The following is a 21885-nucleotide window of genomic DNA, read 5'->3' as shown; positions in this document are numbered from 1 at the left end:
ACACAATCAGGGTCAACATAACAATGAAACGTTCTCATCTTTGGGTTTTAAATCCTTGCTTGCTTGCAATGCTTTCTACCTCTGCGTGGGCGGAAGAACAAAAGGAAGAAAATATCGTAGTCTCCGCCAGCCGCGCGCACCGCAGCGTGGCGGAGATGGCGCAGACCACCTGGGTCATTGAGCGGGCTGAAATTGAACAGCAGGTTCAGGGCGGGAAAGAGATTAAAGAAGTGCTGGCGCAGCTGATTCCGGGCATGGACGTCAGCAGCCAGGGGCGTACCAACTACGGCATGAACCTGCGCGGCCGCTCCATGATGGTGATGGTGGACGGCGTGCGCCTGAACTCGTCCCGCAGCGACAGCCGCCAGCTGGACTCTATCGATCCGTTCAACATTGACCGTATCGAAGTCATCTCCGGCGCCACGTCACTCTACGGCGGCGGCAGCACCGGCGGCCTGGTGAACATCGTCACCAAAAAGGGCCAGCCGGAGACCGAGGTCGAGTTCCAGACCGGGACAAAGAGCGGGTTTAACAGCCATAACGACCACGATGAGAACGTGTCGGCAGCGGTCAGCGGCGGCAACGATAACGCTTCCGGTCGTCTGTCGGTGTCGTATCAGCGCTACGGCGGCTGGTATGACGGCAACGGCAACGGCAACGAGGTGATCATCGATAACACCCAGACCGGATTACAGTATTCTGACCGTATTGACGTGATGGGCACAGGCACCATTAACATCGACGATCATCAGCAGCTGCAACTGACTACCCAGTACTACAAGAGCGAGTCCGACGGCAAGCATGGTCTCTATCTCGGGAAGAACTTCTCGGCGGTCACGGGGGATGCGACCGCGTACAACAAAGGTAACCTGGACTCTGACCGCGTGCCGGGTACCGAACGCCATCTGATTAACCTGCAGTACTCCAATACCGACTTCTGGAGCCAGGATCTGGTCGCGCAGATTTACTATCGCGACGAGAGCCTGACCTATTATCCGTTCCCGACCCTGACCAAAGGCGTGGTGAGCAGCATCGGCGCATCCCAGCAGAAAACCGATTTTTACGGCGGCAAGCTGACGCTGAACAGCAAGCCGGTGGACGATTTAACGCTGACCTGGGGTGTGGATGCCGACCACGAAACCTTCGACGCCAACCAGCAGTTCTTTAACCTGAGCAAGGCCGCGGCGAGCGGCGGCATGGAGCTGGATAACGCCTACAACGTGGGTCGCTACCCGGGTTATAGCATCACCAACCTCGCCCCGTTCCTGCAGGCCAGCTATGACATTGACGCCATCACCCTGAGCGGCGGCGTGCGCTACCAGTACACCGAGAACAAGGTGGACGACTTTGTCGGTTACACCCAGCAGCAGGCCATTGCCACCGGGAAAGCAGCCTCCGCCGACGCGGTGCCGGGCGGGAAAACCGATTACAACAACTTCCTGTTTAACGCCGGGATCCTCGGTCGCCTGACCGAACAGCAGCAGCTGTGGTTTAACTTCTCCCAGGGCTTCGAAATTCCGGACCTGGCGAAGTACTACGGCTCCGGCACCTATCAGCTCAACAACGGTCACTATCGCCTGCTGAACAGCGTCAACGTGAACGACTCAAAGCTGGACGGTATCAAGGTCAACGCTTATGAGCTGGGCTGGCGCTACACCGGGGATAACCTGCGCACCCAGGTCGCGGCATATTACTCGCTCTCGGATAAAACCATCACCATCAACAAGACGGATATGACCATCAACCTGGAAGACGACAAGCGTCGTATCTACGGGGTGGAAGGTCAGGTGGACTATTTCTTCACCGACAGCGACTGGAGCACGGGCGCGAACTTTAACGCCATCAAGTCAGAAACCCGCGAAAACGGGAAATGGGAGAAGCTGACGGTTGACAGCGCCAGCCCGTCGAAAGCCAGCGCGTGGGTCAACTGGGCGCCGGGCGACTGGACCCTGCGCGTGCAGAGCACGCAGACCTTTGACGTCTCTGACGCCGACGGCAAGAAGATTGATGGCTATAACACGGTCGACTTCCTGGGCAGCTACGCCCTGCCGGTGGGTAAGGTCAGCTTCAGCGTGGAAAACCTGCTGGACAAAGACTACACCACCGCCTGGGGCCAGCGCGCGCCGGGGCTGTATAGCCCAACCTACGGTGCACCGGGTCTGTATACCTATAAAGGCCGTGGACGGACGTTTGGTCTGAACTACTCCGTACTGTTCTAATCCTGCGCGCCGCCTGCGGGCGGCGCATTTTGCTGTGTAATTTCAACGCGAATTTGCTATAAAATCAGCGATTTGCTGAAATTCTCGGCAAACGAAAGAAAAGTGCGTTTTCACCCTTTGACAAGGCGTACCGAGGTCGTTACTATGCGCCTCGTTCACACAATTCCTCTGTAGTTCAGTCGGTAGAACGGCGGACTGTTAATCCGTATGTCACTGGTTCGAGTCCAGTCAGAGGAGCCAAATTTGAAAAGCCTGCTTTTGAAGCAGGCTTTTTGCTTTTCTGAATTCGGAAAATTTGCCGGGTGGCGGCTTCGCCTTACCCGGCCTAGGGGACCCTGGGGCACGGTAAGCGCAGCGCCTCCAGGCAATAAACCGCTGCTCTCATCATTTTTCCTCTGTCTTATTTTCGACTGGCGGAAAGACCAGTAATACTCAGGGCAGCCTGGCAATCACCTTAATTTCAAACTGGAACCCGTACAGCCACGTCACGCCGACCCCGGTCAGCGTAGGGTAAGGCGCTTCTCCCCAATATTCAGGCAGAATACTCCAGATAGCGTCGAGGTTTGACTCGGGATCGACGACAAAGAGGGTCACGTCAACCACGTCATCGAACGTGCAGCCCGCAGCCGCGAGGACAGCAATAAGATTATCGAAGGCCAGCCTGACCTGCGCTTTCAGATCGGGCTCAGGCGAACCATCCTCGCGACTACCCACCTGCCCCGAAACGAACAAGAAACCGTTGGATTTAATGGCCGGTGAATACCGATTGCGCTCATAGAGCGCCTGGCGTCCGAGGGGAAAAACAGCTTCGCGTGTTGTCATGTTTGTTCCTTTGCAATAGGGCGAAATCAGCCCGTTGAACATAAAGACACTTTACAGGTGCGGGTTCGGGCGGATAAACAAGCGACTTTGTCCATCATTGTTTGTAATATCCAAACAATCGGTGAAAAGAGAGGATAAGGAATGGATCGTTTCGACGCGATGCGCGCCTTTGCTCGCGTGGTGGAGGCAGGTAGCTTCACAAAGGCTGCCCAAACGCTTCATATGAGCAAAACCACGGTGACGCAGCTCATTCAGCAGCTGGAAGCGCGCCTGCGCGTAAAATTGCTCCATCGCACCACTCGCAGGCTTGGCGTTACTCCTGATGGCGCGGTCTACTACGAGCGCGTCATCCGCCTGCTGGCGGACATGGAAGATGCTGAAAACAGCCTTTCCAGTGCGACGATGACGCCCAGGGGACGCCTGCGGGTAGATGTGCCGACGCCTCTCGCCCGCCTGGTGCTGGTGCCGGCGCTACCGGCTTTTCACGCGCGCTACCCTGATATCCAGTTCGACATGGGCGTGAGTGACCGGGTGGTGGATCTGATCGGCGACAACGTGGATTGTGTCGTTCGGGGCGGCGAAATCAACGACCAGTCCCTGATCGCACGCCATGTCGGCGATTTGCAAATCGGTGTTTACGTCGCACCGAGCTATGTGCAACGCCTCGGCGCCCCTGCGCACCCGCGAGAGCTGGAAAATACCGACCATCGCATAGTGGGATTCTTATCCTCACGCACCGGTAAGATTGATCCTCTGGTACTGCACGATGAGAGTGAACATATTGAAATCACGGGCAACTATGTACTTGCCGTGGATGATGGCAACGCCTACCTCGAGGCTGGGCTAGCGGGATTAGGCGTGATTGCGCTCCCCGTCTATATGGCGGCAGCGCATCAGACTGCTGGCTCTTTAATTCCGCTATTTGAAGACTGGCGTATTAAGCCAATGCCCCTGTACCTGGCATTTCCGCCTAACCGCCATGTCAACGCCAGACTGCGCGTTTTTATTGATTGGATCGTTGAATTGATGCAGCAGCATGTCCCAAATTCCAATAATAAGTAGCAATATCCCAGCCTCTGATACGCTTTTCTGAATATTGTTTTATCTCCTGCCGTCACCAAATAAAAATCACTTCCCCGCTCTGCCACCGGAGCGAAATCATCTCGGGTAAGACCACGAACGCTGAAGGCCAGAGCGTCACGGTTACAGCATACTTTCTTTACTGAATCCGTTAATTACCGTGCTACCGTAATATCCCCTCTCCTACTGGTTCCTCTTATATATTCCATTGCTAAAAATGATGCTCACACTGTGTGCATCACGAATAATAGTGCATTTGCAGAATATATCGACCCGACAGTAGGAAAATTCGTTTTATCTGTCTTTGATAATCGATCTTGTCTTGATGCAAATGAAAATCCTGTTATTCGTCCGATGAATGACAATGCAACAAGCGATGCTTATTCAACACCTCCGGCTCGCATTCTTTTCTATGCAGTAGACTTTGCTGCCAAAACAGCTGTGGAAATTCATGCACCGATTGAACTGCCCACAAAACCTATCGTCCAGTGGAATGATTTTATGGGTGGCGTTTTTGACCATGATGATTACTTCGCTATTTTTACCTGCCACGCTCGTTCATTCTTTATTAGCGATGTGAATGGTAATATGATTGCAACTATCTACGATGTAATTTCTTTACCTGATGGTGCGCCTCAATTCCCTGGGGAGGCCTATCGTGCAAGATTGTTTAACGAAACGGAGCTTACTGACGTAATCACTACGGCATCCATTCATGCAAATTTGTAAAAAAGTATAATTATAATAAATAGATGCAATTGATCATCAGACTTTTATAAACAATTGACTTCTCTGCATAAATTAAAAGGGTTCATGTATCTACATGAACCCTTGACGAAATAGACCACGTATTGAGAACCTATCCCGCAATTTTATCGTTATAGTCATGCATCAGGGAAAGAAGAACCTGCGTTACACGACCTGCAGATAGTTTGGCACTATGGGTAAAATTCGTTTGTTTGTATAGCCAATCGATAAAGTGCCTGCTGGCCGTTAAAGAGAGCATTTCAGCATTATTGATATCACCACCGGTTAACGGGCAAACCATCTTGAAATTTTTGCCCTGCCTCCAAAGCTGCCACTGAGTTTGCCACCAGCCGTGCTGTGTTGTTCGCTGAAAAGTCCAGGGTATATCGCACTCCTCCTCATTGATCTCCTCTTCTATAAACCAAAGCTCACCTTGCCCCTCGCGAAACAGATCTGCCCAGGCGGTAATGGCGGCTCCACGAAGAAAGCATTCGTGTGAAAAAACGTGCATTTTTACCTCAGGAAAAAGGATGTTCAGCACGCGAAAATGCCCGTGAGCGGCGATGACGGGACGCAGTATCGCACCTCTGGCATTACGCTTGAGGGCCGCACTGCCATATTGAATTTCATCAAACTGGCTCCGACGTAGAAATTGCATTTCACGCATATCAACACGACTGACAATATCATGTTGATGCAGATCGGGCTCACGCTTCCCTCGCCAGCGATAACGCAGAGTCTCACCAATATCATGCTGAGTAAAATTTGTGGAAATATGAAGAATATGACCACTGTCAGCATCGAAGCTAAGCAGAACATACAGTTTCTGTTCTGCACAACTTCCCTGGAACGGCACAATAAGTGGAACCGTTTCAATGCATGCAGGGGTTACTCTTTTTCTTTTTCTTTGTTTTTGCTGTTTGGGTGTCCAGACTTTCCTGCAAATTCGGCACTGAACGCGCTGTGTTCCCTGCGGGTTATAACCATAACAAATAATTTCTTGCCTATAACATTCAGGACAAAAATAACCGTTTTCTGAAGCATAGGCGCGTAAGTGCGCAGACAACCATTCATTAAAGTGTTGCTCATCAAAAAGCGGGGGATAACTCCCGCATGCCCGACAGTGTAATGCCGGAAATCCCAGCCTGTAGTCTGGCCAGCTGTAGTCTGCAGAGGCTGATATGGGTAGCCCTAAATTTCGGCAACCAAACGATTTGCAGGTATTAATCGTAAATTGAGCCAATATGCGTCACCAACGATTTCAAGAGGTCGCTGATTTTGCCTCATCTCCTCAGACTAATTGTGTGAGCAGACTCGCATAATAAACCCTTTCAGAATGTAAAGTAACGCATCTTTATATAACTGAAAGGAACAGGTTATGAATATAAAAGCGATTACCGCAGGTATTTTGTTGGCGTTACCATTTTGGTCCTGCGCCAGGGATATCACCCTTATTTACACCAACGATCTCCACGCGCATGTGGAACCTTATAAAGTCCCATGGATCGCGGAAGGTAAACGTGATGTTGGGGGTTGGGCTAATATCACTACCTTGGTAAAAGAGGAAAAACAAAAAAGTAAAGCAACATGGTTTTTTGATGCGGGTGACTATTTTACGGGGCCTTATATCAGTAGCTTAACGAAGGGAAAGGCTATTATTGATATTATGAATACTATGTCGTTTGATGCTGTCACGATGGGTAATCATGAATTTGATCATGGCTGGGATAACACGTTATTACAGCTAAGCCAGGCGAAATTCCCTATTGTACAGGGCAATATATTCTATCAGGACAGCAACAAATTATTCTGGGATAAGCCCTATACTATCATCGAAAAAGATGGCGTAAAAATAGGCGTCATTGGTTTGCACGGCGTCTTTGCCTTCAATGATACCGTTTCTGCGGCAACCCGCGTAGGTATTGAAGCTCGGGATGAAATTAAGTGGCTACAGAGCTATCTCGATGAACTGAAAGGAAAAGTCGACTTAACCTTATTGCTGGTTCATGAAGGCACGCCGGCGCGCCAGTCCAGCATGGGGGTAACCGACGTACGCCGTGCCCTGGATAAAGATATTCAAACGGCAAGTCAGGTGAAAGGTCTGGACATTCTGATTACGGGACATGCCCATGTTGGTACGCCGGAACCGATCAAAGTAGGCAAGACGCTTATCCTCTCGACCGACAGCGGCGGCATTGATGTGGGGAAACTGGTACTGGATTATACGAAGCCGCATCAGTTTACGGTGAAAAAATTTGAACTTAAAACTATTTATGCGGATGAATGGAAGCCCGACCCGCAGACGAAACAAGTAATCGACGGCTGGAATAAGAAACTTGATCAAGAGGTTCAAAAAACGGTGGCGCAGTCTCCGGTAGAATTGACGCGTGCGTATGGTGAATCAGCCTCTCTGGGTAATCTGGCTGCGGATGCTTTGCTGGCAGCAGCAGGTAAAAATACGCAGCTGGCCTTAACCAACTCAGGGGGTATTCGTAATGAAATCCCGTCTGGTGCGATTACAATAGGCGGCGTCATTAGTACGTTCCCATTCCCTAACGAACTGACCACGATGGATCTCACGGGTAAACAGTTACGTACTTTGATGGAACATGCCGCAAGCTTAAGCAATGGTGTCTTGCAGGTATCGAAAGGCGTGGAGATGAGGTATGACAGCAGTAAACCAATCGATCAGCGGGTCGTCGCATTAACCCTTAATGGCAAGCCGATTGAGGATGCGATAGTTTACCACATTGCCACCCAGAGCTTCCTTGCTGACGGCGGTGATGGTTTTACTACCTTTACCGAAGGTAAATCGCGCAATACAACAGGCGGTTACTACGTTTCTAATGCTGTAATCGATTACTTCAAGGCAGGCAATAACATCACGGATGAACAGCTCAAAGGCATGCGCGTTGTTGATGTGAAAAAATAATAGTTTATTCGACTGTGCATATTAAAAGGGTTCATACATTTACATGAACCCTTATTTAAACCATTGTTTTTTTAAAGGGATAACCCATTGAAACCCAATCTTTAAATGAGAGTGGTAGATGTAAGCGCAGCTAAGTAGTTTCAATAAGATAAAGAGTCTTAATTAATAAATCTCTGTGGAAGGAATCCCTACATATGAAAAAAGTAAAAATTATATTATCAGGCGCATTTATGCTTTTACCCACGGTAGCATTGGCAGACGTCGGGAATAACGAATATCTATCAGACTGGTGGCATCAAAGTATTAATATCGTAGGGAGTAACTCAACTCGTTTTGGGCCACTAAAAAGAGCGGATTTATATCCCGAGTATCGTGCGTGGACACATGTAGATTGGTTTGATTTCTATGGCTATGCGGACTTACCTAAGTTTTTTGGTATGGGCAATGATAATGATATCGGCATTTGGGATAATGGCTCTCCATTTTTTACGGAGATAGAACCGCGTTTTAGCATCGACAAGTTGACGGGAATCGACCTAAGTTTTGGTCCATTCAAAGAATGGTATTTTGCCCACAACTATATCTATGACGCAGGAACGAATTCAGGACAGCGTCAGAGCACATGGTATATGGGGATAGGAACCGATATTGATACTGGGCTACCGATGACGTTATCTGCAAACATCTATGCCAAATATCAAGGAAACAACTATAATGCAGCCAACGAAAACGAATGGGATGGATATCGCTTCAAAGTCAAATATGTCATCCCAATTACAACAATATTTGGTGGAAAACTAAATTACGTCGGCTTTACCAATTTTGATTTTGGTTCAGATCTTAAAGACGAGTCAGGCGGTGAGCAGAAGTTTTACTCCCGTACCAATAGCTCTATTGTTTCCACCAACGTACTCAGCTTAGTTTATCCCCACTGGAACTATGGCGCGACACTTCGCTATTTCTATCATGGTGGACAATTTGACGAAGGTAGCAAAGCATTTAGCAGCGACGGAGACTTCATCTCTATAGACTCAACGGGATGGGCATACTATTTAACTGTTGGCTACGCCTTTTAAATATAGCATCAAGGGGTAACACAATCTTCGCCCGCCGGAAAAGCAGCACGATTCATGGGTCGAACGCATTACAACCCAGCTGCTGGCGGCCTGCAGGGAATGGAATAGATTACTGAAGGCACGTCCGGTCACCACAGTGCCCAATCAGGTGGCCATTACCAGCACGATTGTCTGGACGTTTATTCAGTCGATGATCCCGCACGTTGTTAACGCAGAGGATTTTAGAGAGATTCAGGCGGTTGTCGAATCATTCGAATCACAGGCGGTCTTTAGAAAATATCCGTTCAAGTAAGTAACTAGCCCGGTCAGCGCAGCGCTGCCGGGCAAGCCAGCAGCTATATCTGATAATCAATCGCCACTTCTTCCGGCTCCATGACCTGACGTTTAATCTCATCCACCGACAGCCCGGCATTGCACAGCTCGATAAAGCGCCACACATAGTTGCGCTGCAGCTGTCCGCGCTTCAGGCCAAGCCATACGGTGTTGGCGTCAAACAGATGACGCGTGTCAAGACGCACCAGGTTACCGTCTTCGCGTTCTCCGCTGGACTGTTCCGCCACCAGACCAATGCCCAGACCCAGCTCGACGTAAGTTTTGATCACATCAGAATCCTGCGCGCTCAGCACGATGTCCGGCGTTAACCCTTTACGGTTGAAGGCTTCATCAATACGCGAGCGTCCGGTGATCCCCTGGCGGTAGGTAATGAGCGGCCATTTCGCAACGTCTTCCAGCGTCAGGGGAGAGACCTGATTGAGCGGATGATCGACCGGAAGTAACAAGCTGTGGTACCAGCGGAACCAGGGGAACGCCACCAGCAGCGGGTCGTTGCTCAGGCGTTCGCTGGCAATGCCGATATCCGCCCCACCGTTTTGCAGCAGCACTTCAATTTCCTGCGGCGTGCCCTGGATAAGCTCCAGACGGACGTCAGGGAAAAGTTCGCGGAACGCTTTGATCACCGGCGGCAGGCTGTAGCGCGCCTGGGTGTGGGTGGTGGCGATGGTGAGCACGCCCGAAGCGTCATTGGTGAAGAGATCCGCCAGACGACGCACGTTGCTGGCCTCGTTGAGGATCCGCTCTGCGATGGTGAGCAAAGCCTTACCCGGCTCCGTCATGCCGAGCAGTCGCTTGCCGCGACGGATAAAGATCTCTATGCCCAGTTCCTCTTCCAGCTCGCGGATATGGCGGCTGACGCCGGACTGAGAGGTATAAAGCATATTGGCGACCTCGGTCAGGTTGTAGTCCCGCCTGGCCGCCTCACGGATGATTTTAAGTTGCTGGAAATTCACGATTCACTCCGGCGCATCTGACATAGCTCTATTGTTAGAGTCTGTCGCGCTGCAGAACAAATAATAAAAACCAGCATCTTATGCTTTTATGGAATATCAGCTCACGAGCTGGAGTTCACGGTTCTCAAGCGACGGCTTGCTGACCAGCGACATCAAAATCTCTTTTACCGCCTGCGCCTGCGGCGACAGCGAACCGCGAGCAGACATGTTCAGCGACAGCGGCAGGCTCATGGAAGGCGTGGTGATCCGCGCCATCCAGCCGTTTGCCGCGCTGCACAGCGAGCGGGCTGCGGATTCCGGCAGCACGGTCACCCCCATCCCGCTGGCAATGGCTGCGGTGAGCGTGGAGATTGAGTCAATTTCACCGATGATTTTGGCCGTCAGGCGGCGCAGGGAGAACGCTTCGTCCACGCGCACGCGCACGGCGCTGTAGTCGCGCGGCAGATAGAGGTTCATCTCTGCCACGGCGGTAAGGTCTACGCTCTTACCCGGACAGTCGCGGGTGCCCACGAGGTAGAGATCTTCTTTCAGCAGCGGCTGGCTGGTGATCCCGGCGACCGGGGAGCGATCGTAAAGAACCGCCATATCCAGCTGGCCGTTGAGCAGTTTTTCATTCAGTACGGAACCGCTGTTTTCGTGCAGATAGACCAGAACTTCAGGCAGCTCGGCGCGGACGGCCTGCAGCAGCGGCATGGTAATAGAGGACGCGGCCGTTCCCGGCGCCAGGCCGATAGAAACGTGCCCGCTCAGTGTCTGGCCTACGTTGTTCACCGCCAGCTGCGCCTGTTCACACTGGCGAAGAATGGTGCGTGCGTGGGTATAGAGAATTTTGCCTGCTTCCGTTGGCGTAACGCCGCGTTTGGTACGAATCAGTAGCTGCTGATCCATCTCGCCTTCCAGAGTAGCCACCTGCTGGCTCAGCGCAGGCTGTGCGATATGCAGCACTTCTGCCGCTTGAGTCAGGCTGCCGATATCGACGATTTTTACGAAGTATTTCAGTCGTCTTAAGTTCATTTTGCCCCCTGTTCGAAATGCTGTGCCGGAACCGGCTGTCGTTGTTGAACAGGTTTTGCAATATGAATGCCACTTTTACCAGGCGGTCTGAATTGGGCGCTAAGCGCCTGAAAATAAGGAAACCTAATCATGGAGGGGGGTTTTATTACCGAAACAGCAGTTTATGATCTGCCCCATTAGGGGTATACCCGCACCATGACGGTGCATTCCGCTGCCAAAAACATCACTTTGCCGATTTTGTCAGCAAACGATCAAAAGGCGTTGATCCACCCTTTGACAAGGCGAACGCAGGTCGATAATATGCGCCCCGTTCACACGATTCCTCTGTAGTTCAGTCGGTAGAACGGCGGACTGTTAATCCGTATGTCACTGGTTCGAGTCCAGTCAGAGGAGCCAAATTTGAAAAGCCTGCTTTTAAAGCAGGCTTTTTGCTTTTCTGCGTCGGGTAAAATTGTCGGGTGGCGGCGAAAATGTCCTCAATTGCCGAGCTTCACCGGCATCCCGGACCGCCGTTCCAGTTCGGCTCCTGCCCCCTCGTTTATCAGCTGCGTCCGCTGCGCGGCGGAGATGGGCAGCGGCACTTTCCGGGTCGATTCAAATTCCGCGCGGTTGCGTGATAATGGCTCGTGAACTTCCACCCAGCGGCTGCCGTCCGGCTCGGTGGTGACTTTAACCGGCCTGTCGATAAGCTGCACGCGGGTTCCTACGGGAACGTTATCGAAAAGGTATTTGATGTCGTTATTGCGCAGACGGATACAGCCCTGGCTCACCCGCAGCCCGATGCCGAAATTCGAGTTTGTGCCGTGAATGGCATACAGCCTGCCAATATAAATCGCATACAGGCCCATCGGGTTATCCGGCCCGGCGGGTACGAATGCCGGAAGCGTTTTCCCTTCTGCCGCATAGGCACGACGCGTGTTCGGCGTCGGAGACCAGGTTGGTCCCTCCTGCTTACGCTCAACGGCCGTCACCCAGTTACGCGGAGTTTCGCGTCCGGCCTGACCGATGCCGATGGGCAGAACTTCAACGGTATTACCGCCAGGCGGATAATAGTAGAGACGCATTTCCGCAGCATTCACGATAATGCCCTCGCGGACGGTGTCGGGCAGAATCAGCTGCTGAGGGATCGTCAGCCGGGTGCCGGATTTAGGCAAAAAAGGATCTACGCTCGGGTTCGCTTCCAGCAGATTGCTCAGCCCCTGCCCGTACTGCGCGGCAAAGGCTTCCAGAGGCAGCGTGTTACCTTCAGGAACGGTGATGATAATCGGGGTTCCCACCAGACGACTGCCTTCCGGCGGTAGGGTATAGGTTACGGCAAACGCGCCGGGTATAGCGGCACACAGCGCAAGGACGAACCAGGTAAGTCGCATCATAATTTCCTGTGCTCAAAAAAGAGAAAGCCCGGGCTCAGGCAGGCTTTCTCAGTTTACGCTATTACGCTTCGGTTTTGCGCCACCTGCGCGTCAGCACTTTCTCCGCCTCGACAATAAGGAACATCACAAAACCAATCAGCAAGGTGATGACCCAGTAGCGGAACGGCAGCGCTTCGGTGCCAAACAGCATCTGCATGAACGGTGCGTAAATGATAAGAAGCTGTAGCGCCAGCAGTACGCCGCTCACGATCCAAATCCCTTTATTCGCCAGCAGGCCTTTGCTCAGCGAAAAGCCATCATTAACGCGGCAGTTAAGCATGTAGAACCACTGCGCGGTCACCAGGGTTTGCAGCAGCACGGTGCGGATAAATTCCGCCGAATAGCCGCGCGGCTGTAGCCACGCTTCCAGCACGAAGGCGCTAATGGCAATCATCAGACCGACAAACACCACGCGCCAGATGGCATAGCCATCCATCACATGCAGACTCGCCTTACGCGGTGGGCGGTTCATGATGTCCTTCTCACCCGCTTCAAACGCCAGGCCAAACGACAGCGTTGCCGACGTCGCCATGTTCATCCACAGGATCAGGACCGGGGTCAGCGGGATCAGGTTTCCCGCCAGCAGCGCGATGATGATCAGCAGGGCCTGCGCGATGTTGCTCGGGATAACGAACAGAATCGTTTTTTTCAGGTTATCGTAAACCCGACGACCCTCGTGCACCGCACTGGCAATGGTGGCAAAGTTGTCATCCGTTAACACCATGTCGGCGGCCTCCTTGGTGACTTCCGTCCCCTTAATCCCCATAGCGATACCCACATCTGCACGCTTGAGCGCCGGGGCGTCATTTACGCCATCCCCGGTCATGCCCACCACTTCCTGTTTACTTTGCAGGGCCTGCACGAGGCGGAATTTATCCTCCGGGCTGGTTCGGGCGAAAATATCGTACTGCTGCGCGGCGTCGCTCAGCTGACTATCGTCCATCGCCTCCAGCTCGCGTCCGGTGATAGCGCTTGCGGCGTTACCAATCCCCAACATTTGCCCAATGCTCATGGCCGTTTGCGGGTGGTCGCCGGTGATCATTTTCACGCGGATCCCGGCCTGCAGACAGTCGGCAATCGCGGTTATGGCCTCCGGACGCGGCGGATCCATCATCCCTGCAATACCCAGCAGGATCACGCCATCATGGAGGTCCGGGTGATCCAGCTCGCGCTGTCCCTCGCGGGCAGGTTTCCAGGCCGCAGCCACCATACGCAACCCTTCCCGGGCATACTCTTCAATCTTTCCTTCCCAGTAAGGCTGATCGAAAGGCTGCAGTCCGTCATTCGTCTGCTGGTACTGGCAGAGGCGGAACAGGACGTCCGGCGCGCCGGTGATTAAAATCGCCTCTTCTTCGCCCAGCCGGTACAGGGTGGACATGTATTTATACTGCGAATCAAACGGGATTTTGCTGCGCATTTCGGTATCAAGCGGTGGAAGCGGAATTTTCGCCGCCAGCACCTTCAGCGCGCCCTCGGTCGGACCGCCGGTGATTTTCCACAGCCCCTGCTCGTCTTTGATCAGTTGGCTGTCATTGCAGAGGTCGATTGTTCGCAGGTAGCGTTCCAGCAGGGAACCCTGCGTCACGCTGACGGGCGTCGGGTCATCTACGGGGTGAATATTCCCCACCGGTTCGTAGCTGTCGCCCTCCACGCGATAGGTCGTGTCAGCGGTAATCACCGCTTTGACCGTCATTTCATTCATCGTCAGGGTGCCGGTTTTATCCGAGCAGATGACCGTCATTGCGCCCAGCGTTTCCACCGTAGGCAGCTTGCGAATAATGGCCTTGCGGCGCGCCATGGCCTGTACGCCAAGCGAAAGGATGATGGAGATGATGGCCGGCAGGCCTTCCGGCACGGCGGCAACGGCGAGGCTGATAAGCGACAGCACCAGTTCAGAAACCGGCATATCCCGGAACAGGAGGCTAAAGACGAACAGCGCCACCATCATGACCAGGATAGTAATAAAGATGGTTTTACCGAGCTTATCCATCTGCACCATCAGCGGCGTGCGGTGCTTTTCAATGTCGGACATCATCTGATTGATGTGGCCAAGCTCGGTCTCGCCCCCGGTTGCCACCACCACGCCTTTACCGCCGCCGGAGCTAACGGTGGTGCCTGAGTAGAGCAGATTATACCGGTCACCTAACGGCAGTTCCCCGCTTAACGCATCGCTGTTTTTCTCAACAACGGTGGATTCGCCGGTCAGGATGGCCTCCTCCACGCGAAGGTTATGCGCTTCAATGACGCGCAGGTCCGCAGGGATACGATCCCCGGCACGGATCACCACGATATCTCCCGGCACCAGCGCCGTGGTGGGGATCGTTTCATGATTCCCCTGTCGTACCACCACGGCTTCGCTGGAGAGCATATTGCGAATACTCTGCAACGATTTTTCAGCATTGCTCTCCTGGATATGGCCAATCAGCGCGTTAATGATGGCAACCCCAAGGATCACAAACATGTCTACCCAGTGGCCCATAAAGAGCTTAAGCAACGCGGCCACCAGCAGAACGTAAATCAATACATCGTTAAAATGCGCCAGGAAGCGCAGCCAGGCGGGTTTGCCCTTTTTTTGCGGCAACGCATTCTCACCATGCTGCTGAAGTCGGGCTGATGCCTCAGTGCCGCTAAGTCCTTCCAGAGTGGAGTGGATATTCGACAGGGTTTCGTCAACGGTTTGTTGATAATACGGACGTTCAGGTTTTCCTGTTTTCATCGTTCCTTCCTCAGGTTCTATTCAGAAATCACCTTGCTTTCATGTAATTAACGAATAACGAAAACAGGAACATGGGCGTAACGGACAATACTTGCCGCCTCCGAACCTAACAAATGGGTTTGAATATTGGGATTTCGAGAGCCGACAATAATCGCGCCAGCAGCAAGTTCATCCGCCAGCTTAATAACCTCATCACGAACATTTCCGCTACGAACGTGGAGATGAACACGATCTTCCGGCAGATTCAATTTTTTGACCAGGTCAGACAGTTTTTCTTTCGAATTATTAATCATATATTCATCCATCTTGCGCGCATCTGAAATAAAACCGCGCGTCAGTTCGGCTGAAAATTTGGGCATGACGTGCAGCAAATGAATGTCACCCGATGCACTTTGCGCCAGAAAATGTGCATGCTGCAACGCTTTATCCGCCAGGCTTGTCTCGTAGACATCCACCGGAACGAGAATGTTTTTATACATATCGAGCATCCTTTTTATAACCAACACGAGAGTGAATGAAGCAAAAAAACGCATTAAATGCAGGGGGTTGCCCTTAATGCCAGTTACGGTAAAAAGAGATGGATGATATTAAACGTAGCACAGGAATATCAGGTTTAGCGCTTGCCCACTGATAATGGTTATTTAACATTTATCTTTTCGCAGACTATGCTCATAGTCAGCCACCGCTTCCGGCTCATGGAGGAATTTATGTATGGTTTAAGCCTGATCCGCCTGGGTATGTTTATCGCGCTTGCTATTATCGCCAGCACGGCGATTGGTTTATTTACCTATATGGTCGTCACTGTTCTGGCTGAATAGTGTCACCCCTGTCCAGGTTATGGAATAAATAAAACAGTTATTTATTAGGGGAATACAGTGAACCGCTACCTCTCTCTTTTACCGTTCGTTTTGTTAACGCTCACGGCGTGCGACCCGAAACCCAAGCAAGCGTCCCCCCTGCCCAGGATGGTAAAAGTGGCGGAGGTGACGGTTCCCGGTCATGCCCAGCAGCGCGTTTTCCCCGCCCGCATTGAATCGGGCGATGCTACAGACCTTTCCTTCAAGCGCGCAGGTCAAATTGAAGCGCTCGATGTGCGTCAGGGCGCAACCATCAAACAGGGGCAACAGCTTGCCAGACTGAACGCCAGTGAAGCCCAGCAGCGGGTTAACGACAGACAAACGGCGGCGACGCTGGCCCAGAGGCAATTCGATCGCTTCCAGACGCTGGCGGGCCGCCAGGCGATTTCGAAAGCAGAAATGGACGTGCAGCGCGCGAACCGCGATTCGGCGAATGCGGCGCTGCAGATTGCCCGAGAAGAGCTGAATCAGATGACGCTCGTCGCCCCCTTCAGCGGGACGGTGGCCAGCGTACATGTCCGAAACCATCAGGTGGTGTCAGCCGGTCAGCCTATCGCGACGTTAACCCGCACCGACCTGCTGGACGTTGTGTTTAGTATTCCTGAGAACCTGTTTAAGACCTTTGATATCCGCAACGCGCAGTATCGCCCCGTGGTAAGAATTAACGCCATTCCGGATCGGGAATTTACCGCCGTCTACAAAGAGCACTCGGGCAGCAGCGACAGCAATACCCTGACCTGGCAGGTGATACTGACCATGCCGCGACCAGATGATTTTCCCGCCGTCGGTGGCGTAAGCGGTACTGTGACCATCAATTTAACCAACCTCCCTGCTGGCGCAGGCGCTCAGGCGCTGGTCGTACCGGTTGAGGCCGTCTTTAACCCGGACAACAGCCCGCGCAATGAGCCGCACGTCTGGGTCGTGGCGGGAGAAGGCGACGCGCTCCATCTTGAAGACCGCAAGGTCAGCGTAGGTCAAGTGAGTAGCGAAGGCGTGACGATCGTCAGCGGGCTTAAAGCGGGCGAACGCGTGGTTGCCGCAGGCGTTGGGGAACTCCATGCTAACCAGCCGGTGCGTATCTGGACGCGTGAACGGGGACTGTAATGGATATTTCTCGTCAATTTATTAATAACCCCGTTCGCGTCTGGCTAACGATTCTGCTGCTGGGCATCGGGGGTATTTTCGCCCTGTTAAATATCGGCAGGCTGGAAGATCCCGCCTTTACCATCAAAACCGCAGTGGTGGTCACCCACTACCCCGGCGCATCCGCTCAGCAGGTTGAAGAAGAGGTGACGCTTCCGCTGGAGAATGCCCTTCAGCAGCTGCCTTATCTGGACAACGTGAGCTCTATCTCTTCAAACGGTCTGTCGCAAATCACCGTTAACATCGCGTCACGCTATCACTCGAACGAACTGCCGCAGATTTGGGATGAACTGCGCCGCCGCGTGGGCGATGCCTCGCGTCAGTTTCCGCCCGGCGTCGTCACGCCCTTTGTAAATGACGATTTCGGCGACGTATTCGGCTTCTTCTTCGCCATTTCCGGGGATGAATTCAGTAATCCTGAACTGGTGAGATATGCGGAACAGCTGCGCCGCGAGTTAATTTTGGTTCCCGGGGTTGCGAAGGTCGCCATCGGCGGGGCCATTAGCCAGCAGGTCAACATCGATATCTCTCTGACCAAAATGGCCGCGCGCGGCATTACGCTGAACCAGCTTTCCGCTCTGCTCAGCAGACTTAACGTCGTTTCCAGCGCCGGAGAAATCACTTCCGGCAGCGAATCCATTCGTCTGCACCCGACCGGCGAATTCGAGAATCTTGATGAACTGGCGGATCTCATCATCACGCCTTCCGGCACCGGGGCGGCGACGCGTCTGCGGGACATCGCCACGCTGTCGCGCGGGCTAAACGAATCGCCGGCCAGTATCTACCATGCCAACGGCAAAAAAGCCGTCACCATGGGCGTCTCGTTTATTCCCGGCGTGAATGTGATCGACGTGGGCCACGCGCTGGAGGCGAAGCTAAACCAGATGTCGGCGGAAAAACCGGCAGGCATACAGATAGCCCTGTTTTACGATCAGGCAGCCGAAGTGGGCCACTCTGTTAACGGTTTTATTATTAACTTCCTGATGGCGCTGGCGATCGTCATCGGCGTGCTGCTGATCTTTATGGGGGTGCGCAGCGGGATAATCATCGCGGTTTCTCTGGCCCTTAACGTGCTGGGTACGCTGCTGATTATGTATCTCTGTGGCATTGAGCTGCAGCGGATCTCGCTCGGGGCGCTGATTATTGCCCTCAGCATGCTGGTGGATAACGCCATCGTGATTGTCGAAGGGGTGTTGATTGCCCGGCAGCAGGGCTCACCGCTGTTAACCGCCGTTAATAATATCATCCGCCGCTCCGCCCTGCCGCTGCTGGGGGCGACGGTGATCGCCATCCTGGCGTTTGCGCCTATCGGGCTGTCGCAGGATTCCACCGGGGAATACTGTAAATCCCTTTTCCAGGTGCTGCTGATTTCCCTGATGCTGAGCTGGTTTTCGGCGCTCACCCTCACCCCGGTGCTGATTAAGTGGTGGTTGTTTAAAAACGACAGCGCGCCGGACAACGCCGACGAGTCAGATCCTTACGACAAACGTCTCTACCGCCTCTACCAGCGCCTGCTTAACACGCTGCTGCACCATAAGGCACCGACGCTGGTAGTGATGGCCGCCCTGCTGGCCGCGTCTGTCTGGGGGTTTGGCGCGGTGCGGCAAAACTTTTTCCCGTCGTCCAATACGCCGATTTTCTTTGTCGACCTGTGGTTACCCTACGGGACGGATATCAAATGGACCGAGAAAATGACCGGCGATATTGAGAAAACCATCACGGGCCAGCCCGGCGTGGAAACCACCGTCTCTACCATCGGTCAGGGGAGCATGCGCTTTATTCTGACCTACAGCGGACAGCGGCAGTACAGCAACTACGCGCAGATCATGGTGCGCATGGATGACCAGCGCAACATCTCCGCTCTGACGCGCTACGTGGATGAGTACATCGCGCGAAACTACCCGCAGGTCAACGCCAGCACGAAGCGGGTGATGTTTGGACCCTCCGGCGACAGCGCCATTGAAGTGCGTATTAAAGGCCCGGATCCTGACAGGCTGCGCCTGATTGCCAGCCAGGTGGACGATATTCTGGCGCGCGACCCGGCCACGGGGAGCGTCCGAAACGACTGGCAAAACCGCAGCAAGGTGATCCGTCCGCAGTACGTCGCCGCGCTGGGACGCGAGCTTGGCGTGGATAAGCAGGACGTCGACAACGCGCTGGAAATGAATTTCTCCGGCAGCCGGGCGGGGTTGTATCGGGAAGGCAGCGACCTGCTGCCCGTGGTGGTGAGGCCCCCGGAAAGTGAAAGGCTGGATGCCAGTCACCTGAACAACGTGCTGGTGTGGAGCCAGGCGCGGCAGCAGTATATCCCGCTGAGTAACGTCGTCAGCAGCTTCTCGCTGGAGTGGGAAGATCCGCTCATCCTTCGACGCGACCGCTCGCGGGTACTGACGGTTCAGACGGACCCGGACCCGCTGAGCCAGCAAACCTCCGGCGATATTCTCGCCCGCGTCAAGCCGCAAGTGGATGCCCTTCCCCTGCCACACGGCTACAGCATCGAGTGGGGAGGCGATGCGGAAAACTCCAGCGAAGCGCAGCAAGGGCTATTCACTACGCTGCCTCTCGGGTATCTGGTGATGTTTGTCATTACGGTGCTGATGTTCAGCTCTGTAAAAAATGCCGTCGCAATCTGGCTGACCGTACCGCTGGCGCTGATTGGCGTCACGCCAGGATTTTTAATTACCGGCATTCCCTTTGGCTTTATGGCGCTGATAGGTCTGCTGAGCCTGAGCGGAATGCTCATCCGCAACGGCATCGTGCTGGTTGAAGAGATTGAACAGCAGAAAATGCAAAAGGATCAGCATCGCGCGATCGTTTATGCCGCCACCTCGCGCCTGCGCCCTATCCTGCTCACCGCGTTCACTACCGTACTTGGCCTGGCTCCGCTGCTGCTGGATGTTTTCTTCCAGAGCATGGCCGTTGTGATTATGTTTGGACTGGGGTTTGCTACAATCCTGACGCTGCTGGTACTCCCCGTGATCTACGCGTGTTTCCATCGTAAGGACGAAGCCAAACAACAATGAATGCGACAGGGCTGAACATTATCAAGACGCTGGGCTGTATGACGGCGGTGACCTTCTTTACCATCTACAACACCTGGGATCATTATGATTATGACTATCACTGGATCCTGGGGTTTTTAACCTTTATCTCGACGATTGCCACACCGCTGTTTTTTGTGGTGTCGGGCTATCTCGACGGACAATCGCGGCACGGCACGCGCTGGCAGCTGGGTAAAATTAAAAGTCTGGTGATTGTTTTTCTGTTCTGGATAACGATCTACTACCTGTGGGAACCTTATCAGCGCGGGTATTTAATCCAGCCCTGGTTCGTGTTCGCCTTTGTCGTAATTTACACCTTCCACCCGGTGGTTGAGTGGCTTAGCCAGCGAAGAGCGCTGTTCAGCGGCGTAATTGCTGCCCTGCTGTTCTTTTCTTACGGCTACGATCTGCTATCGGCGCTTTATCCTGAAACACACGTCCTTTCTCTTTCACCGCAGTATCGGCTGTGGACGTGGCTGCTGTTTTATCTGACGGGGCAACTTTTCTGCGACCCTAAAATCGCCGAGTGGATAAGCCGCAAAAATGTAGTCAGGGCGGCGGTTATCGCCATCCCGTTTATCTATCTTTTCACCTGGTTTTACGAGCGCCACTTCTTTTTTGCCCTGTTTAAGGCCGACAGAAACGCCTTTATTCTCACCGGCTCGCAGATCTACATCCTGATTATTGCCCTGGTGATTGCGGCGAACGGCGTGCGCTTTCGCCGCAATGCTGAATTCAAGGAGTCCATTCTGGCCGCCATCAGCAAAACGATGACCGGCGTATATATTGTGCACTACTCGGTGTTTCATCTGCTGACGGCGCTGATACCGATGACCTCTCTCGGAATGAAGCTGGCGCTGATTGTGCTTACGTTCGTCACCTCTGTTCTCTTCTCCATGCTGGTATTGTCTAACGCCGTGGCAAAAAAGGTGATCACCCTTTAAAAGCCTAAGCGCAGCCAGGCAAAAAGCACGTTGCCGTTGTTATAGGTTCCAGGAATATAGGTGAACTGGACGGTAACGCGCTTGTAGCCGGCAGAGAACAGCGGGAAAATGAAGGGTAGCGGTATATAGTTTGCAAAATCATCTCGCGCCGTGATGCCCGCTGCAGCACCGAGCCCAAGGCGGAAATCTTTGGCATTATCCAGATACCAGCCCTTCTCCCAGCCATAGCCCATCGCGGGCTGCCATTCGTTGTGCGAGTCCTTGAACATCATCGCGAAAAGCGCGCTCCAGTTGCCCTCTTCGTTATAGCGGGAAACGCCCAGGCCACCGCCCCACGGCATTTCGTTGTACTTATCGGTTTTTTCTTTGTCGTACATAAAGCGAGCGTGCCAGCTCAGAAACGGCAGGTACAGATCGTAACGTTGAGGCTGCTCCCAGGTTTGCGAAATATCGTCAGTGAGCGCGTTCCACCAGCCGCTGATACGCTGTTCACCATAGACGTTGGGCTCCGCATGAAGCGGTGCGACGAATAAAAACAGAATCATCCAGAATGCCGAAAAGGTGCGTTGCATCGTTATTCCCTCAGCTTAACTCAC

16 protein-coding genes, 2 tRNA genes and 1 pseudogene are annotated in these 21885 nt (G+C 53.2%); 11 read left to right on the top strand and 8 right to left on the bottom strand.

What is annotated here, in order from left to right:
- Nucleotides 1-23 precede the first annotated feature (23 nt).
- Complete coding sequence (locus F0319_RS06715) at nt 24-2219, top strand: TonB-dependent siderophore receptor (protein ID WP_149366539.1); 2196 nt, start codon at nt 24-26, stop codon at nt 2217-2219.
- A gap of 164 nt (nt 2220-2383) precedes the next feature.
- Nucleotides 2384-2459, top strand: a tRNA-Asn gene (locus F0319_RS06710).
- A 192-nt stretch (nt 2460-2651) separates the two neighbouring features.
- On the opposite strand, the gene F0319_RS06705 is transcribed toward F0319_RS06710, so the two are convergent.
- A complete protein-coding gene (locus tag F0319_RS06705; RefSeq protein WP_111966047.1) occupies nt 2652-3041 on the bottom strand; it encodes a RidA family protein in 390 nt (129 codons plus the stop codon).
- A 141-nt stretch (nt 3042-3182) separates the two neighbouring features.
- Here F0319_RS06705 and F0319_RS06700 point away from each other — a divergent pair, with 141 nt between their 5' ends.
- Together F0319_RS06700 and F0319_RS06695 are read left to right on the top strand one after the other, a co-directional pair.
- A complete protein-coding gene (locus F0319_RS06700) occupies nt 3183-4103 on the top strand; it encodes a LysR family transcriptional regulator (RefSeq protein ID WP_149366538.1) in 921 nt (306 codons plus the stop codon).
- A 249-nt stretch (nt 4104-4352) separates the two neighbouring features.
- Entirely contained in the window at nt 4353-4850 is a 498-nt protein-coding gene (locus tag F0319_RS06695) for a hypothetical protein (protein WP_240168081.1), read from the top strand.
- Nucleotides 4851-4980: 130 nt separating this feature from the next.
- On the opposite strand, the gene F0319_RS06690 is transcribed toward F0319_RS06695, so the two are convergent.
- A complete protein-coding gene (locus F0319_RS06690) occupies nt 4981-6114 on the bottom strand; it encodes a cytoplasmic protein (RefSeq protein ID WP_149366537.1) in 1134 nt (377 codons plus the stop codon).
- Between the two features lie 132 nt (nt 6115-6246).
- Here F0319_RS06690 and F0319_RS06685 point away from each other — a divergent pair, with 132 nt between their 5' ends.
- The 3 genes and pseudogenes from F0319_RS06685 to F0319_RS22330 all read left to right on the top strand — a co-directional run.
- A complete protein-coding gene (locus F0319_RS06685; RefSeq protein ID WP_111966050.1) occupies nt 6247-7800 on the top strand; it encodes a bifunctional metallophosphatase/5'-nucleotidase in 1554 nt (517 codons plus the stop codon).
- Nucleotides 7801-7994: 194 nt separating this feature from the next.
- The gene (locus tag F0319_RS06680) at nt 7995-8876 is read left to right on the top strand and encodes a nucleoside-specific channel-forming protein Tsx (protein ID WP_149366536.1); all 882 of its coding nucleotides are present in this window, start codon (nt 7995-7997) and stop codon (nt 8874-8876) included.
- Nucleotides 8877-8895: 19 nt separating this feature from the next.
- Nucleotides 8896-9168, top strand: a pseudogene (locus tag F0319_RS22330) (glutathione S-transferase family protein); the annotation flags it as partial.
- A gap of 43 nt (nt 9169-9211) precedes the next feature.
- Here F0319_RS22330 and cbl read toward each other — a convergent pair.
- Both cbl and nac read right to left on the bottom strand, forming a co-directional pair.
- Nucleotides 9212-10162: an HTH-type transcriptional regulator Cbl gene (gene cbl, locus F0319_RS06670; RefSeq protein ID WP_111966052.1), complete on the bottom strand. Its 951-nt coding sequence runs from the start codon at nt 10160-10162 to the stop codon at nt 9212-9214.
- Nucleotides 10163-10258: 96 nt separating this feature from the next.
- On the bottom strand, nt 10259-11176 hold the full coding sequence (nac, locus tag F0319_RS06665) for a nitrogen assimilation transcriptional regulator NAC (RefSeq protein WP_149366535.1): 918 nt from the start codon (nt 11174-11176) through the stop codon (nt 10259-10261).
- A gap of 320 nt (nt 11177-11496) precedes the next feature.
- On the opposite strand from nac, the gene F0319_RS06660 reads away from it, so the two are divergent.
- Nucleotides 11497-11572, top strand: a tRNA-Asn gene (locus F0319_RS06660).
- Nucleotides 11573-11652: 80 nt separating this feature from the next.
- On the opposite strand, the gene ldtA is transcribed toward F0319_RS06660, so the two are convergent.
- The 3 genes from ldtA to F0319_RS06645 all read right to left on the bottom strand — a co-directional run bounded on the left by ldtA (nt 11653) and on the right by F0319_RS06645 (nt 15783).
- Nucleotides 11653-12549: a L,D-transpeptidase gene (ldtA, locus tag F0319_RS06655; protein WP_149366534.1), complete on the bottom strand. Its 897-nt coding sequence runs from the start codon at nt 12547-12549 to the stop codon at nt 11653-11655.
- Nucleotides 12550-12610: 61 nt separating this feature from the next.
- Nucleotides 12611-15304: a cation-transporting P-type ATPase gene (locus F0319_RS06650; protein WP_149366533.1), complete on the bottom strand. Its 2694-nt coding sequence runs from the start codon at nt 15302-15304 to the stop codon at nt 12611-12613.
- A gap of 47 nt (nt 15305-15351) precedes the next feature.
- A complete protein-coding gene (locus F0319_RS06645) occupies nt 15352-15783 on the bottom strand; it encodes a universal stress protein (protein WP_127731568.1) in 432 nt (143 codons plus the stop codon).
- Nucleotides 15784-16179: 396 nt separating this feature from the next.
- On the opposite strand from F0319_RS06645, the gene F0319_RS06640 reads away from it, so the two are divergent.
- From F0319_RS06640 to F0319_RS06630, 3 genes are read left to right on the top strand one after another with little or no spacing between them, the layout of a single operon-like run.
- Nucleotides 16180-17265 carry an efflux RND transporter periplasmic adaptor subunit gene (locus tag F0319_RS06640; protein ID WP_188035086.1) on the top strand — a complete coding sequence of 362 codons (1086 nt, stop codon included), beginning with the start codon at nt 16180-16182 and terminating at the stop codon, nt 17263-17265.
- Nucleotides 17265-20327 carry an efflux RND transporter permease subunit gene (locus tag F0319_RS06635; protein WP_149366532.1) on the top strand — a complete coding sequence of 1021 codons (3063 nt, stop codon included), beginning with the start codon at nt 17265-17267 and terminating at the stop codon, nt 20325-20327. The genes F0319_RS06640 and F0319_RS06635 overlap by 1 nt, the downstream gene beginning before the upstream one ends.
- Entirely contained in the window at nt 20324-21289 is a 966-nt protein-coding gene (locus F0319_RS06630; protein WP_149366531.1) for an acyltransferase, read from the top strand. The genes F0319_RS06635 and F0319_RS06630 overlap by 4 nt, the downstream gene beginning before the upstream one ends.
- On the opposite strand, the gene pagP is transcribed toward F0319_RS06630, so the two are convergent.
- On the bottom strand, nt 21286-21861 hold the full coding sequence (gene pagP, locus F0319_RS06625; protein WP_149366530.1) for a lipid IV(A) palmitoyltransferase PagP: 576 nt from the start codon (nt 21859-21861) through the stop codon (nt 21286-21288). The two genes, F0319_RS06630 and pagP, sit on opposite strands and share 4 nt — an antisense overlap.
- Between the last annotated feature and the right edge of the window lie 24 nt (nt 21862-21885).

The sequence above is a fragment of the Enterobacter vonholyi genome, assembly GCF_008364555.1.
In the GTDB taxonomy this organism is placed as follows: Bacteria; Pseudomonadota; Gammaproteobacteria; order Enterobacterales; family Enterobacteriaceae; genus Enterobacter; species Enterobacter vonholyi.
Note: the sequence above shows the minus strand (reverse complement) of the source record. Positions and strands in the feature narration are given on the sequence as shown.